Here is a 13,907-nt window from a genome sequence, read left to right as displayed (position 1 = left end):
GCGCGTGAAGATCCCGCCGAGCGGGCTCCTCAACTGGACGTCGTCCGTGCACTGGTCGAAGCACCAACTCCCGTGCCGCTACTGCGGCGAGACGACGAACCTCCGCGACTCCAGCCGGAAGGCGGCACACAAGACGTGCGCCGAAAACGCCCTGACCCAACAGGCCGCCGAGGCGGTCGATGCCTACCAGAAAGGAACCCTGTGATGGCGATCAGCCCGCGTGAGATCGAGATCAGATTCGCCCCGCCGAAGACCGACGGGGACCGCATCGCCATAAAGGCCCGTATCTGCGAGGCGGCCCGTGAACTGGCGTTGCTCATTCATGAGTTGGTCCCTGGCTCCAGGGAGGAGTCTCAGGCGATCAAGGCATGCGAGATCACGGTGCAGTGGGCGCACGCCGGCATTGACCGCCGGTACGTCGCCCGCGGTGAGCGCAAGGCACTGGCGCCGGTCCTCATCGACCCGGAGGACGCGGAGGCCGCATGCCTGTCCGCCGTCGCCGAGGCGGACATCGCGGCTCGGCCGGCGGCGCTGTGATCGGCCCGGCGGCCCTCGCGCCGCTCATAGAGGACGTTCTCCGGCACCTGCTAGACGGTGACCTCGGCCGGGCCGCGGTCGTGCTGGATGACATCACCTGCCGCGGTGACGCTGCCGACGTCTTTGGCCTGTGCTGCGCCGTGGCCGACACCGGCCGTGCGGTGCTGCCGGTCCTCTACCCGCACGGGTACGGGCCGGGCCTCGTCGTAGACGTCCCGGCCGACGACGCCCACCGGCTGTTCGCCGCCCGGTTCCTCACCGCCTACGACCACGGTGACGTGCCGATGGCCTCCGCCCTTTACGCCGTTGCCCACACGGCCGGCGACCGGGCCCGGACGGAGTCGGTGTGCGCCCTCCTTGCACTTGTCTCCTCCTTCTACCGCCGCGCTGCCCTCTCATCTCAGGAAGGCCCCCGCACATGAGCATTACCGCCCCGTTCGGCCCGCGCACCTACCGGCCCCGGCTCACTGGGGAGGCACGCCGCGCGAAGGCCCGCGAACTCGCCCGGGACTACAAGGGTGGGTCGACGATTCGCGGCCTCGCCCTCTCCGCTGGCCTCTCATATGGCACGGTCCGAACCCTGCTTCGGGAGGAGGGCGTCGAGCTCCGCCCGCGCGGCGGACATGCCCCGATGCATTGACCAGCACGGATACCCCGCCCGTCCGGGTGTCCGGACAGGTCCGGACACCTGCGGGGGTATGCCGCCCCGAGCCCCCGGTGTCACTGCGCCCGGTGCTTGTCTGCCCCCCTTCACCGCATCACCGCCGGAGCCTTTCCATGACCTCAGCCCCCGAGCCACGCCGTGCCGTCCGGTTCTTCCACGGCGGCGTGCCCGGCCTCCGTCCTGGGGACCTCATCACCCCGCACCTGCCGAACATCGTCGACGGCTGTGCGGTCTGCGCCGCGAAGGCGGCCGGCCAGCAGCCGCACGTTCCCGGACTTGGCACCGTCGACCCGATCACCGCCCGGCCTGACCGCGTCTACATCACCAGCGATCGGGAGTACGCGAGGTTCTACGCGTCGAAGTTCCCGCGCGGTGACCTCTACACGGTCGAGCCCGTCGGCGAGTTGGAAGCGTCCACGGAAGACCGGTTCCCAAGCTGGACGGTGCCAGCCGCCCGGGTGCGGTCGGTGTACGACCGGTACGTTCTCCTCGCGCCGCGCCAGCGCCGGTCGCTGCTGCGCTGCTGGGAGGCCGCGGACCTCACCGCTGCTCGGGGGGCTACCGAGGCGGAGTGGAGCCGGTGACGGGGCGTCTGCCGCCCCTGGGCCGATGCGCGCTATGCCGTCTGCCCCGGCACTTGTGCCGTCACCGGTCACGCCGGGATGGGCTCGTGAGGCTGCTGTGCACCCCGTGCTACTCCGCCGCGACGCTCACCGAGGATGCCGGCCATGCCGTCGACTGGACGCAGGCCCGGGCGTACAGCTTGGGCGGCTTGCTGGGTGAGGCGCCGTGACGGCGACCGCGGCCCGGGGCCGACACCCCCCGGGGGCGGACTTACGGGACGCAACGCCACCAGGACCGCCCCAGACCAGGACTGACGAGAGAGGGTGCTCGTGAGCGACGACGAGCAGGTCCCACGGCCCGGCAGCGTGCCGCACACCTTCGGCAACGCGCTCGCCTGGCGCTGGACGCGCGATATGCCGCCCTCCCTCAAGGGCGGCTTCCTCACGATGCTCTATGCCTTGCGCACGATGGCGAACGCCTCCGGGGAGCTCCGGTTCAGCGGCGACCGGAAGCCGATCCGGATCCAGGACCTCGCCAAGGCGGCCGGATGCCGGGAGAAGGACGGCCGCCGCTACATCGACGCTGCGATCCGGGCAGGAGTCGTCGGCCTTGAAGGTGAGCGCCGCCGGGGCCGGTCGGCTCTCTACTTCCTCGTCATCACCCCCTGGCCGGACTGGAAGGCCGCCGACGACCACCTCAAGGCGACCGCCCGGCCTCGGAAGGACTCCGCAGACGAGAAGAGCACCGGTGGAAGTTCGGGCCACAGCGGCCTGAACTCGAAGGCAGAGGAGAACGGGCCACAGCGGCCCGAACTTCCCGAGAGTGCCAAGGAGGGAGAACGGGCCGCTGCGGCCCGAATGGGTTCCGGCCACAGTGGCCCGAACGGTTCGGGCCGCTGTGGCCCGAACAACCCAGGTAGTACCCACGAGGTATCCCAGGAGAGGGTTGATGTAGTACCTCAGCCACCGGTCCGCGCAGGCGCGCGAGATGAAGAAGATCAATCCCCCCAGCCGACGGACGACGGCGAGCTGTCCCGGCGGTGCACCGGATGCGGAATCCCGCTGGTTCGCTTCAGCCGCACGCTCTGCCACGGATGCAAGATCCGCCCCGAGGGCACCCCGGAGACAACACAACGGCCTGTTCAAGGCGCGTTCCTCACCCCGGTGCCGTCCCGGACCGAGCCCCTCCCGATCGTTCCCATGCATGTTCCTGTGATCCAGGAGGACCCGTTGGCCCCGCTGCGCATCTGCGGGTGCGGCCGGGAGTACCGGCACCGCAAACCCGGCGGCCGGTGCCCGGATTGCCACTACGCCCAGCAGGAGGAGGCCCGGGAGGTGAGCGGCGCGTGAACCGCACCGTCCTGCCGGAACTCCTCACCGCACTCCGCACCATCGGCGAGAACGCAGCCCGGACCGCCCCGCAGGACATCACCCCCGAAGTCCTGCACGCCATCGGCGCCGGCCTCGACCGCGTCCGGCGCCTCCTCACAGCCGCGGGCCGGACGGGCACGACGTGCCCGGAGCACCCGCACGGCCCGGTCGAGCCGGACAGCGGCGGCGCCTGCCTCCTGTGTCGCATCCGCACCCGCCGGACGCAGACGGCCGCCAGCACGGCGGACCTTGAGGTGTCCACGGCGCCGTCGCCGAGCTCGGTGAGGAGGAGGCCGCGCGCCGCTACGGCGCCCGCGCGGTCACTCGCGCCCTCGCCGCCGCCGGCCGCGGCACCCACCGCTACCCGCCCCACATGCACCCGGCCGCCGCCGGGCCTGAAACCACGGAGACGACCGCCCAGTGACCGAGACCCGCAAGCGCGGCCCCTACGCCCGCCAGCCGCACCCGCAGGAGGCCCAGATCCGCGCGCTCCTGGAAGAGGGCCTGACGAACAGTGAGGTTCGCCGACGGCTGTACGTCGGCGAGAAAGCCGTGGCCACCATCCGCAAGGCGGCCGGCATTCCCCCAGCGCCTCGGAGCGCCTGGCGCCGCCGTCCGCACCCGGATGAGCGGGCGATCCGCGTGCTCCTCGACGAGGGGCACACCGACGCGGAGATTGGCCGCCGGGTGAATGCTGACGTCAGCACCATCGCCCGCATCCGCCGGGAGGGCGGGTTCGGCCCGGCGACCATCAGGACCCGGCCACCCCGCAAGCACCCGAAGGACGCCGAAATCCGCGCGCTCCTGGGACAGATGAGCAGCGAGGCCATCGCCCGGAAGCTCCGCGTGGACCGCGTCGCGGTGCGCCGCATCCGCCGCCAAGCCGGCATCATGTACGTCCCGCCGACCTTCACCACCGCTGAGGAGAAGTGGGAGGCCCGCGTCCGGCCCGTCGACGGCGGACACCTGGAGTGGACTGGCGAGCGCGGATCGCCGAGTGGAACACCGGTCATGCGGTTCCGGGAGAAGTCCTACAGTCCCGCGGCGATCGCCTTCCGGCAGCGCACCGGTCGCGACCCAGTCGGCCAGGTGCGGGCGGAGTGCGAGTTCAAGCACTGCATTGCACCGGCCCACGTCGACGACGAGCCCGGCCGCATCCGTACCCGCAAGCAACTGCGCTACCTCACCGGGGGCACGGAACGGCGCCCGTACTGCCGGCACGGCCACGATCAGGCCGAGCATGGCCGGTACGAGCCGGACGGCACCGCGTACTGCGAGGTGTGTAAGAGGGAGCAGAAGCGCGCCCGCTGTGGTCAGGCGGCGGGCGGCTGCGGCTGACGTGCCCGTTCGACGCTGGCGAGGTGGTCCAGGCCGGCTCGCGCGGCGCCGGTGTCGGCGGGTGGCCACGGTGGCAGCGGTGCCAGGTCACCGTACTCGGGCACCGCGTGCGCGCCCAGAAGTGGGGCGAGGGGCGGCGACGATCGTGGATTTCCCGGCCAGGCACAGCCCCTCCACCACCACCCGCACTGGCCGGTTGCCGCCGGGTCGCACGTTCGAGGAGCGCTTCACGGGAGCCTCCCCGTGATCACGCTGGTGCTCCGTAGGCTCGGGCACCCTGGAGCAGGCCGGGGGCGAGCGGGACGGATGAGGAGCGCGGGCATGGAGACGGCAGACCGTACGGATGAGGAGGTCTGCACCGAGGCGCTGTCGGCGTTCGGTTTGCCCGCCCCGGAGGAAGTGCGACTGATCCCTGAGGGGCTGATGAACCGCAACTGGTCCGTGCGCTGCGCCGCCGGCCGGTACGCCCTCAAAGAGGTCGTCGACGTCGGCCCCGACCAGGCACGCCGCCAGCACACCGCGACCCGGGCTCTGGCCAGGGCCGGGCTGCTGGTGCCGGCTCCGGTGACCACTACGGACGGAGACACCCTCGCCGCCGTGCGCGGACGTCTGTACGCGCTCACTCCGTGGGCGGCGGGGGAGATGGTTCCTGCCCGCTCGTGGCGTCCCGACCGCGCCGCCGCTGTCGGGGCGCTGCTCGGCGAGCTGCACTCCGAGCTGGCAGTCGCGATGCCCGAGGCCCCGGCCACCGTGCCCGTGATCATCACCGCGCCGAAGAAGGCAGCCGATCGCTTCGCCCACTATGGCCGCCAAGCTGCGGCGGGAGAGAGCGGATTCGATGCGACGGTGGAGCGGGCGCTCGTCGAGCGCACGGAGCTGCTGGAGCGGTGGGCCGACCAGCGGCCCCAGGACGGTGAGCGGGGCCCGGCCGGATGGACTCATGGGGACTTCCATGATCTGAACCTCCTTTGGGAGCAGGGATCGGTCAGTGCGGTGCTGGATTGGGACCGGCTCGCGGTCCGCCCATACGCGGACGAAGTCGTGCGCACGGCGACGCTGCCGGTGATGTTCGGCTCAGGGGATGAGCACGGCCTGGACCTGGAGCTGGTGGCGGCGTTCGTCGGCGGATACCGGAAGGCCAGCGAACTGCCAGCCGCAGTGCTGGCGGAGGCCGCCGAGCGGCAGCGCTGGGAGCGCATCTGTGACGTGTGGCAGCTCAAGATGCACTACGACAAGGGCGATGAATCCTGCGACCACCTGTTCACCGCCGCCTCCACGCTGATCGGCTGGTGGTGCCGCAACCGTCAGCAAGTCGCTGACGCGCTCACAGCGTTCTGATCGGCTTCTCGCCGACGGCGGCCGTCGCCTGGTGCACGATTTGCCAGGCCCCGTTCCCGGCCGCTGCCAGGCCCCGTTCCCGGCCGCTGCCGCGCCCCTGGCCATGCCCCGGCGCCACACGCCGGCGCCGCCGCTCCGGTGGGGCGGGGAGTGCGGCCTGGTGCTTGGATACGATTGTCAGGCGTCCCTCGGTCAACGTCCGAGAACGGCCTCCCGGGCGGCGCGTGACCAGATAGATTGCTGCCGGATCGTAAACCCCATGCGGTTCCAGTGGAAGAACACGTGGCGCGCGAGGATGCCGCGCAGACCGAGGTTGAGTCGCCCGTCGTCTGCGGCGTCCGCGAGGGCTTGGCCGTTCCGCTCCAGCGTTTGGATCCAGTTCTTCACGGGTGTGAGGGGGCCGTCGGCGAGCAGGGGTGAAGCGTCGATCAGGAGCAGGCGACGCAGGGTGTTCACCATGCCGCTGACCTGGTTCGGGGACACGTCGTCCGCTAGGGGGCGACGTTCTTCGACCTGTCCCCACACGTCGCCCTGTTCGCCGAACTCCAGGCCGGCAGCCCGCATCAGTAGTGTCATGGCGAGCAGTGAGGTGGCCTTGGCGTCGAACATTCCGTCGTGGCCATCGGTGGCGAGGCGTAGGTATTCCAGGACGCCGACGCTGTCCGTGTGGAACAGTTCGTGCGCAAGGGCCATCCCGTCCGTGCCCCCGAAGGCGACGACTTCCGGTTCGTAAGGGGAGGGCCGCCAGTCCTTGGCCACGCCCCAGGAGACAGAGTCGTCGAGCGCTTCGGTGAGGTGCGCGACCGCCTCCTCTGCGGTGGCGCCCGGTGCCGGGTATACGCGCAGTCTCCAGTGCGGGTACTTCCGCACGAACCACCATGCGCCGATGGGCTCGTCGCGGAGGGCGGGCAACAGGTAGGCGCGGAAGGCGCGCTCTGCGGTGGGGTAGTCGGCGAAGCGGATGTTCACCTGGTGCCATCCGGAGGGGCGGGTTTCGAGCGCGGCCCGGCCGGCGGTTCGGTAGCGCTCGATGGCATCGGCCAGCCGTTCGGGGGAGGTGCTCGCGGACCGGGCCGCGTCTTCGATCGGTGTCCCGCTGAGGACGGCCAGAACAGCGTCTTCGACCTGGCTCATGTTGTGCAGCATGCGTGTCTCTCTCACGTCAGCAGAAGGCAGACGTCCCATTGCCCTTGGGGTTGGGTTTCGGCGTCGAGAAGGGCTAGGGCCGCACCGGTCTTCCCCACGAGGAACCCGGTCTTCTCGGGTGCCTCGGCGGTGAGGAACCGGTCCGTGATCCGGCCGAGTCGGTTGGTGAACAGAGCTGGCACATCCGCGTCTTCGGCGACACGCTGCACGGTACGCAGGAGGCCGCCAAACCCGTGGCAGAGGCCCCGGTCTGCAATCTGGTCGAGTTGGTGCGGATCGCTCAGGCAGTGCAGCAGTGCCCGTTCGGCCATCCGCTTGCGCTCGTCGTCGCGCAGGACAATCGCGGCGAGCTGCTGTGCGCGGGCCAGGCTGGGCGTTCCGTAGCACCAGGACGGCGTGGCTGGCAGTGCGAGGGCGGGGCCGCGGTTGCTGCTCCACCGGGGCCATCGGGTTCCGCGATGGTCGCTCTGGCGGATCTGGTCAAGCCACCGGCAGATACGGCGTATGGCCTCCTCATGGCCGTCCACGGTGACCCCGGCGCGCATGGCCAGGGCCAGGAGGGCGAGCGGGCCGGTGATGCCGTGCGCGATACCGGCGTTCGCGTGCCCGCCCGGCGTAGCCGCCGTGTCGCTGGCCGGCGCATGCCCCACCCACCAGCCGGGCCGTTTCTCACCCGCAGGGTCAGTCACCAGTTTTGTTAGGCGGACCAGGTACTCCAACACGCCCTTCATTTCCGGTCCTTGTGGCTGGCGGCGCAGCAGCAGTGCCCCGATGCCGGTCAAGCCGCGGAACACGTCGTATTCGGCGAACGCGGTGCGGCGGCCCGCGTCGATGCGGGCGTGCGCGGCGGTCAGACGGCGCCGGGTGTGGGTGGCCACGATGTTGTCGAGGGTGTGCAGCGCCCCTGCGTACCGGTCGGTGCCGTCGGCAGCCAGGTGCAAGACGAAGGCCATCGCAGGTGCACCGAGGTAGAGGTTGGAGTCCTCGCCGTCGATCAAGGGCCCGATCTCGGACAGGGCACGGTGCACGTCCTGCCAGTCTCCGGTGCGGCGGCGTGCCCGCTCTACGTGCAGCAGGGCTGCCCCGAGAGGGCCGTGCGCGAGGGACTGCCGGGAGGGTAGGGACGTGTCGGTGGTGTGCAGGGCGGTGGTCACCGCTGTGCTCCTTCGGGGCGGATAGTGCAGGACAGGGCCGCGGCGCGGGCAATGCGGCGGCAGGCGGATTCGGCGTCGCGGTCGATGCCTGCGACCCGGTTGTGGTGCATGTGCAGCAGGGACGGAAGCACCCTGGCCGGGGAGATTCCGTCAGCGTCGAGCGACTGGCGGTAGTGGTCGAGCGCTGTGCGTCGCAGCTGCCACGCCTTGGCTACGGCGTCACCTCCGTCGAGGTCGGCGAGCACGGCCCGGCCGTTGCCCTCCGACAGGCGTAGGGCAAGGGACTGGATGTTGCGGGGGACCATCTCGCCGTCGCTGCGGAGCAGGTGGCGGATCAGCCACTCGTGCCCGGCCGAGCGGGAGCCGAGGAAGCCGGTTGCGACGTCGACGTACGACGCCGAGGTGATGGCCGGCTGGAGGTCAGTGGGCAGGGCCAGGGACATCTGTGCGAGGGCGGCCGTCGAATCGGCCACGAAGTACGCTTCCGCAGCTTCCAGCGCGGCGCCGGTTCCGTAGCGGCCGGTCTCCGGCTGGTCGGTGTCCCACTGAACACGCTGGATCAAGCCCTCATCGCGCAGCTCTGCCGCCCACGCAGTCACCGTTTGCACGGCCGTGCCGAACGCCTCTGGACAGGGAAGCCGCAGCCGAAGCCGCACATGCGGCTCGGGGTCCGCGTATCGGATGAACCACGCTGCCGGCGGGACGGCACCCCAGTCACCCAGGAGGCGCGGAAGGTGTGCGGTCAGCACCTCCGGTGCCCGCGCGGCGCTGCCGTAGAGTTTCACGTACGCCCACTCCGATGTCCCGGGGAAGCGGCCAGAGTTCCGGTCCGCTGCGGTGGCTGTGCGGGACGCGGGCGCCGGGGCGGGCTGCTGGTCGGAGGTGAAGGACATGGTCACCTCGTGGGCGCGGTCGATCCAGCCGAAGGCGCTCTCTTCCGGCGCCTCGTGTAGCACGGCGGTGTTGTGGCGGCGGAGTTCGGCGCGCAATAGTTGCTGATGGGCGGGAACATCGACGTCGAGTCTTAGGCGTTGGTCGCTGCCGCCGAGGTAGACGGTGCGTGGCAGGCCGTAGCGGATGCGCCAGTTGGTGAAGCGACGCATCCAATCGTCCCCCTCCCCCAGGTCGCCGGCACGCAGTCGCCAGCGAGCTGCGGACAGGATGGTGCGGCCGACGCGGACCTCTGGGAGGAACGGAAGCCGGGCCGCAGCTCCCCAGGCGAACGGCACGAGGACGGTGGTGTGGGAGCGGTGCACTTCGCACAGGAAGCGGATCAGCGGGTGGGTGCTGTTGCTCAGCTCCACGGCGTTCATGACCGACGGTTCGATCAGCCGACCGGTGGAGAGGGACACCAGATAGAGGCGCGTGGCGTCGGCGATGACGCCCAGGTCATCGAGGTCTCGGGTGACGTCCGGGTTGTGCTCGCCGACGGCCAGTAGCTCGGAGGCGACGAGCGGGGTCCGGCTGACGTTGTTGATCGGCACTTTCAGCGGAGGGCCGGAGACCTGTCCGCGGACGGCGCCCGAAGTCAGCGTGGGCAGGGAGGCGTGGATGGCGGCCACTCGGTCGAGGTCCGCCCGTTCCAGCATTGTCAGGAAGCGGCCGGTGGTGATGCCAGCCGCGAGGGACAGCCCCACGGTGGACAGTAGGAAACGGCCCTCGTCCAGGGCGCGCGTGGACTGCGCAAGCACGCTGAAGCTGAACTGTATGTGTGCGGGGACCTGTGTGGGTGTGCCATTGGACAGGGCCTCGATGTCGTCCTCAGTGAGGACAATCTCGCGCTGATCGGATACAGCGGAGTCCTGGGCGAGGGCGAGGAGGTGTTCGTCGCGGGGCGTTGTGGCCAGGATGGGACGCTTCAGGATCGTGCCGCGGTAGCCGGCAGGGAAGCCGAGGCCCGTGTCGGGGTCGGTGAGGTCGCGTACCGGCACGACGGTGCCCATGCTGTAGCGCTCCAGGAACCGGACGCGGTAGTCCCGCCAGGCTGGGGTGCCGTTTGGGTACGGCGAGATGCGGGCGATGACCTCCAGGGCCCGCTGGGCCTCCTGCGTGACTGCCTCGGGCAGGACGATGTCGCAGTCTGGACGTAAGTTCACCGCAAGGCTGCGGTCGGCGGTGCCGGTGAGGCCGCCCATTGCGGCGGTGGCCTGCGCGCGGAGCACCCGTTGTTCGACCGGGTGGGCGCGGTCGTGTCGGGAGAGAAGCCGGTAGACGTGACGCAGCTTCCCGACCGTCGGCGCGACCGGGGTGGCCGCCAGGGCCAACGTGTCGAGCTGCGCGACCAGGTGGCCAAGCGCGTCGTCACAGGTCATCGGGGCATAAAGGCTGGTCAGTAGGACACGGTGGGCGATCAGGTCGCACACCATGGCCTCGATCGTCTGGGTAGGAGTGTCGGGGTATTCGGCGTGGAGTTTGGCCACGATGGCGCTGACGGTGGTGGGTGACTGGGCCAGGGCGAGGACCATCTCCGCGGCGCGAGTGCGCCGAAGCGTCGTCTCGGTGGGCCCCTTGGCTCCCGGCTGGTGTGGGACGGCGATCCGGGCACCCCGCACGGTGCAGGTGGGATCGGCCACTACAGGCAGGTGCCGCAGCACGTCCGGGTCCTGTTCCAAGGCTGTGATGATGTCGTGCAGCCATGTCGCGTCGGCCCTGGCGAACGCCTTGCGCTGTGTGCCCCAGCGGACGTGTGCCGCGCGGCCGACGCGCGCAGGTGCGGGGCCGGCGAACAGCCCGAACGGGGTGGCGCGGTACTGCATCCGCAGCAGGTAGCGGGTCAGGGAAAGCGCTGTACGGCGGATGCGGGAACGGCGGGCAGTTCCGTCGATCACCTTGCGGATCCCGGAGGCGAGGACGGGCGCGGCGAGTTCGATGGCACCAGCACGGGCATCGTCGGCCCAGACCTTGGCGATCCACTGGCGGCAGTTGTCGGCGTCGTCGGCAGCGTCATCGACGGGAGAGGGGCAGGAGGGCAGCGTGGCCGTCAGTGGAAACACGGACGCCCTGATCATGCTCGCGTCAGCTGCGTGGTACATGGCTGTGCCTCCGTAGGGGGATGCAGCGCCCGGGGCGGGTGGGTTGGCTGCCCGGCCCGCCCCGGGCTGTGGGGTCACCCGCAGGTGCTGTTGGAGCAGGCGGACTCGCAGGTCTGGCCACAGCCGTCGCCGGTGTCGTTCAGCAGGGCCCCGACCACAGGCGCGGAGGCCACGGTCTCGATCTTCAGGTCGAAGTCCGACGACTCACCGTCAGCAGTGAACTCCGTACCTGTCTTCAGCGTCGTACGCGATGACATCTCGTCTCCTCGGATAGAGGGGTTTGTGGATGTGCTCGGTCGTGCTGGTGGTGCCTCCTGAGCGCAACGCCGGGGCGTCACGGCCAGGAGATCGTGACCCGCGTGTGCGGCCGGTCGATGAGCCGGCCCGCGGGAAGCTGATCGTCCGGCGTGCCCGCCGAGTAGACCTCGATGTGCGCCTGGTGGCCGCGGTGCTCGCGGTCCCACACCTGGATCTCCTTGACCAGGCGCTCGGCGGTCTTCTGACCCTCCGGCCCGTGGCCGACCGCGCCCAGCTCCCACCTGTCAGGGTCGTCGGTCCGGCGCGATGTGCGGTAGGCGAAGCTGACCCCGTCTACGAGGGTCGGGATGCCCATCGGGGAGACCCCGGCCACGATGCCGCGCTGCCGGGCCGCGGGTTTCGCCGCCATGAGAGGCAGGTTGTCCAGGGCGGTCGTCAGCCACAGGTCCAGGTGGTCCTTCGACTCCATGCCGCCGATCGTCACCCCGGACCACACCTTGATGCTGGGCTCGTGAAGGGCGGCGCGCAGGGCCTGGACATCGGGCTCGGGATGGCTGTCCAAGCGTAGGGCGACCTCTTCACCCTCGGCGTCGTGGAGCATGGCCAGATGCACCCTGTTCTCGCCGGCGCCCTGCATCGGCACGAAGCCGCACAATTCGATCCCGTCGCTGACCAGGCGTGCCTCATCGCGGACGAAGGCCACCGTGCGCGTCATGCCGCGCATCCGCAGCGGGACGACGAGCCTCCCCCCTTCCACGAGTTGGTCGATCCACGCCGGTGGGATGTCTGCGGCCTGCACCGTGACGATGATGCGGTCGTACGGAGCGAACTCAGCAAGGCCGTACTCACCGTCGGCGGTGACGACCCGCACCTGCCGGTCGTAGCCGGTCTCAGCCAGGAACTTCTCGGCCCGCCCGGTGACCTCGCTATCGATGTCCAGGGTGACGACCAGGCCACCCGCACCGACGATCTCAGCGACGTACGCGGCGTTGACGCCACCAGAGCCGATCTCCAGCACGCGCATCCCAGGCCGGATGTCCGCCTGCTCGATCTGCATGGCCTGCACGCGGGCAGCGGACACCGAGCTGATGTCCACGCCATTGGCGTCCCTTTTCGTGATCGTGGCTTGCTCCGCCCGGTACGTCTTGGCCATGTCCTCCTCGGGTGCCGCCAGGTGCCGGGGGATCTTGCGAAACGCGGTCAGGACGTGCGGGCTCCGGGCGGCGCCTAGGTCGACGAGCTGCCTGACCATCTCATCGCGCAACTGCTGTTCGACGGTGGGGTTTTGAGGCTGATCTGTAGTCACTTCAGGGACGTTAGTCACTGGGCTCCTCCTTCTCGACCTTGCTCGCCGATCCGGCCATGAGTTGCGCCGATGCCGACAGGCGGGCGGTTGAGAAACCTCCGCCTTGAGGTCTTACATGGCCGGCCTCGAATCGTGCGATGGCTTCGGCGCTGTAGCCGTAGAACCGCCCGTGTGCCGCGTCGTCCTCATGAACCGGGGGACGCTCGCCCCACTCGACGACGTGGCAGGCGTCGAGGTACGGGGACCAGCGCAGCCGGACATCAGGGAAGCCCGGTCGGCCAGCGAGCACCGCGCGCACGGCGAGCGCGGTCACGACGTCCGGCATGGGCAGGCAGCCGCCGCGGCGCTGGCCGGCCGCCGGGACGGCGAGCAGCGCGTATCGGTCGATGAGGACCGCCGCACCCGCTTCGATGAGCGCGGGGTCCTCCAACCGTTCCCGGTAGTACTCCACTTCTTCGTCCTCAGCCTTGGCGGGCGGCAGGAGGTCCACGAAGGGCCGCGCGGGCAGCGCCACCGTCACGTCACAGCTAGGGCAACCGCGACCGCCAGGCCCAGGAGCAGGCCGACGTACAGCGGCGCCGCCCATGCCAGCACCGGATGCTCGCGGCGGATGACCTTCCATGCCTGCCACCTGGTACGGCCGTCAGCCTGCATCCGCACGCCGAACGCGCTGATGCTCACCGACGTGTGCCGGGCGGGCCGGCCGGGTGCGTCGCCGGTCTCGTAGAGGTAGTTGAATTCCATGGTGCTCCTCGGTCAGAACAAAGCCAGCGCCGCATCGGCGCCCCGGGCCAGGTCGGTGTGTGGTGACCCGCGCCCCGGCCATACGTCGTCGCACTGCACGGCCGGGGGCGGGGACTTTCAGGCCGTGTCGCGCTGCTCGGCATAGGCGTAGACCTTCGCCTCCAGGCGGAGAATGCACGGCTCGCAGGCTTGGAAGGGGCCGGTCCCGAGGTCGGTCTGTACCGGGCCGAGCCAGAGCACCGGCACGCCGATGCGGTCGCACCTCCAGCACTCGCCGACGACCCATGTCCGATGCTGCACGGGGCGGCCTCCCCTCTTTGTCATTGGTGGTGGCTCCGGCCGCCACCTGGTGGGATGGGCGGCGACCGGAGCCCGGTCCCACCCCGGCCGGCCACCACGGGGAGGCGTTCCGGACGGGGCGGGGGCTTCAGCAGTGCGTGATGGCGAACGCGAGCA

The 13,907-nt window shown here is 70.4% G+C and carries 17 protein-coding genes; 9 read left to right on the top strand and 8 right to left on the bottom strand.

Annotation, left to right across the window (positions count from 1 at the left end):
* Positions 1-4: 4 nt before the first annotated feature.
* The 9 genes from K9S39_RS30960 to K9S39_RS30925 all read left to right on the top strand — a co-directional run bounded on the left by K9S39_RS30960 (position 5) and on the right by K9S39_RS30925 (position 5,811).
* Positions 5-205, top strand: coding sequence for a hypothetical protein (locus K9S39_RS30960; RefSeq protein ID WP_248866635.1), 201 nt, complete (start codon positions 5-7; stop codon positions 203-205).
* Entirely contained in the window at positions 205-537 is a 333-nt protein-coding gene (locus K9S39_RS30955) for an Acb2/Tad1 domain-containing protein (protein ID WP_248866634.1), read from the top strand. The genes K9S39_RS30960 and K9S39_RS30955 overlap by 1 nt, the downstream gene beginning before the upstream one ends.
* Complete coding sequence (locus K9S39_RS30950; RefSeq protein WP_248866633.1) at positions 483-959, top strand: hypothetical protein; 477 nt, start codon at positions 483-485, stop codon at positions 957-959. The genes K9S39_RS30955 and K9S39_RS30950 overlap by 55 nt, the downstream gene beginning before the upstream one ends.
* A complete protein-coding gene (locus tag K9S39_RS30945) occupies positions 956-1,177 on the top strand; it encodes a helix-turn-helix domain-containing protein (RefSeq protein WP_248866632.1) in 222 nt (73 codons plus the stop codon). The genes K9S39_RS30950 and K9S39_RS30945 overlap by 4 nt, the downstream gene beginning before the upstream one ends.
* Before the next feature lie 137 nt (positions 1,178-1,314).
* The gene (locus K9S39_RS30940) at positions 1,315-1,785 is read left to right on the top strand and encodes a hypothetical protein (protein ID WP_248866631.1); all 471 of its coding nucleotides are present in this window, start codon (positions 1,315-1,317) and stop codon (positions 1,783-1,785) included.
* An 86-nt stretch (positions 1,786-1,871) separates the two neighbouring features.
* On the top strand, positions 1,872-1,994 hold the full coding sequence (locus K9S39_RS42190; protein WP_283113116.1) for a hypothetical protein: 123 nt from the start codon (positions 1,872-1,874) through the stop codon (positions 1,992-1,994).
* A 100-nt stretch (positions 1,995-2,094) separates the two neighbouring features.
* A complete protein-coding gene (locus tag K9S39_RS30935; protein WP_248866630.1) occupies positions 2,095-3,114 on the top strand; it encodes a hypothetical protein in 1,020 nt (339 codons plus the stop codon).
* Positions 3,115-3,555: 441 nt separating this feature from the next.
* A complete protein-coding gene (locus K9S39_RS30930; protein WP_248866629.1) occupies positions 3,556-4,473 on the top strand; it encodes a hypothetical protein in 918 nt (305 codons plus the stop codon).
* A gap of 321 nt (positions 4,474-4,794) precedes the next feature.
* Entirely contained in the window at positions 4,795-5,811 is a 1,017-nt protein-coding gene (locus K9S39_RS30925) for a phosphotransferase (protein WP_248866628.1), read from the top strand.
* 192 nt (positions 5,812-6,003) lie between these two features.
* On the opposite strand, the gene K9S39_RS30920 is transcribed toward K9S39_RS30925, so the two are convergent.
* The 8 genes from K9S39_RS30920 to K9S39_RS30885 form a co-directional block, all read right to left on the bottom strand.
* Positions 6,004-6,945, bottom strand: a complete 942-nt coding sequence (locus K9S39_RS30920; RefSeq protein WP_248866627.1) for a thiopeptide-type bacteriocin biosynthesis protein — start codon at positions 6,943-6,945, stop codon at positions 6,004-6,006.
* Between the two features lie 23 nt (positions 6,946-6,968).
* Positions 6,969-8,111, bottom strand: a complete 1,143-nt coding sequence (locus K9S39_RS30915; RefSeq protein ID WP_248866626.1) for a lanthionine synthetase C family protein — start codon at positions 8,109-8,111, stop codon at positions 6,969-6,971.
* Positions 8,108-11,143: a lantibiotic dehydratase gene (locus K9S39_RS30910; protein ID WP_248866625.1), complete on the bottom strand. Its 3,036-nt coding sequence runs from the start codon at positions 11,141-11,143 to the stop codon at positions 8,108-8,110. Before K9S39_RS30910 ends, K9S39_RS30915 begins: the two co-directional genes overlap by 4 nt.
* 74 nt (positions 11,144-11,217) lie before the next feature.
* Positions 11,218-11,400: an FxLD family lanthipeptide gene (locus tag K9S39_RS30905; protein WP_248866624.1), complete on the bottom strand. Its 183-nt coding sequence runs from the start codon at positions 11,398-11,400 to the stop codon at positions 11,218-11,220.
* A 77-nt stretch (positions 11,401-11,477) separates the two neighbouring features.
* A complete protein-coding gene (gene fxlM, locus K9S39_RS30900; RefSeq protein WP_248866623.1) occupies positions 11,478-12,707 on the bottom strand; it encodes a methyltransferase, FxLD system in 1,230 nt (409 codons plus the stop codon).
* A 10-nt stretch (positions 12,708-12,717) separates the two neighbouring features.
* Positions 12,718-13,221, bottom strand: coding sequence for a DUF6302 family protein (locus K9S39_RS30895; RefSeq protein WP_248866622.1), 504 nt, complete (start codon positions 13,219-13,221; stop codon positions 12,718-12,720).
* A 2-nt stretch (positions 13,222-13,223) separates the two neighbouring features.
* Entirely contained in the window at positions 13,224-13,451 is a 228-nt protein-coding gene (locus tag K9S39_RS30890) for a hypothetical protein (protein ID WP_248866621.1), read from the bottom strand.
* A gap of 117 nt (positions 13,452-13,568) precedes the next feature.
* A complete protein-coding gene (locus K9S39_RS30885) occupies positions 13,569-13,751 on the bottom strand; it encodes a hypothetical protein (protein WP_406708044.1) in 183 nt (60 codons plus the stop codon).
* Positions 13,752-13,907 lie beyond the last annotated feature (156 nt).

The sequence above is a fragment of the Streptomyces halobius genome, assembly GCF_023277745.1.
Classification (GTDB): domain Bacteria; phylum Actinomycetota; class Actinomycetes; order Streptomycetales; family Streptomycetaceae; genus Streptomyces; species Streptomyces halobius.
Note: the sequence above shows the minus strand (reverse complement) of the source record. Positions and strands in the feature narration are given on the sequence as shown.

Excerpts from the sequence above, each read along its gene's own strand:
- K9S39_RS30955 (WP_248866634.1), top strand. The coding sequence starts at position 205 with ATGGCGATCAGCCCGCGTGAGATCGAGATCAGATTCGCCCCGCCGAAG.
- K9S39_RS30950 (WP_248866633.1), top strand. The coding sequence starts at position 483 with ATGCCTGTCCGCCGTCGCCGAGGCGGACATCGCGGCTCGGCCGGCGGC.
- K9S39_RS30945 (WP_248866632.1), top strand. The coding sequence starts at position 956 with ATGAGCATTACCGCCCCGTTCGGCCCGCGCACCTACCGGCCCCGGCTC.
- K9S39_RS30940 (WP_248866631.1), top strand. The coding sequence starts at position 1,315 with ATGACCTCAGCCCCCGAGCCACGCCGTGCCGTCCGGTTCTTCCACGGC.
- K9S39_RS30925 (WP_248866628.1), top strand. The coding sequence starts at position 4,795 with ATGGAGACGGCAGACCGTACGGATGAGGAGGTCTGCACCGAGGCGCTG.
- K9S39_RS30920 (WP_248866627.1), bottom strand. The coding sequence starts at position 6,945 with ATGAGCCAGGTCGAAGACGCTGTTCTGGCCGTCCTCAGCGGGACACCG.
- K9S39_RS30910 (WP_248866625.1), bottom strand. The coding sequence starts at position 11,143 with ATGTACCACGCAGCTGACGCGAGCATGATCAGGGCGTCCGTGTTTCCA.
- K9S39_RS30905 (WP_248866624.1), bottom strand. The coding sequence starts at position 11,400 with ATGTCATCGCGTACGACGCTGAAGACAGGTACGGAGTTCACTGCTGAC.
- K9S39_RS30890 (WP_248866621.1), bottom strand. The coding sequence starts at position 13,451 with ATGGAATTCAACTACCTCTACGAGACCGGCGACGCACCCGGCCGGCCC.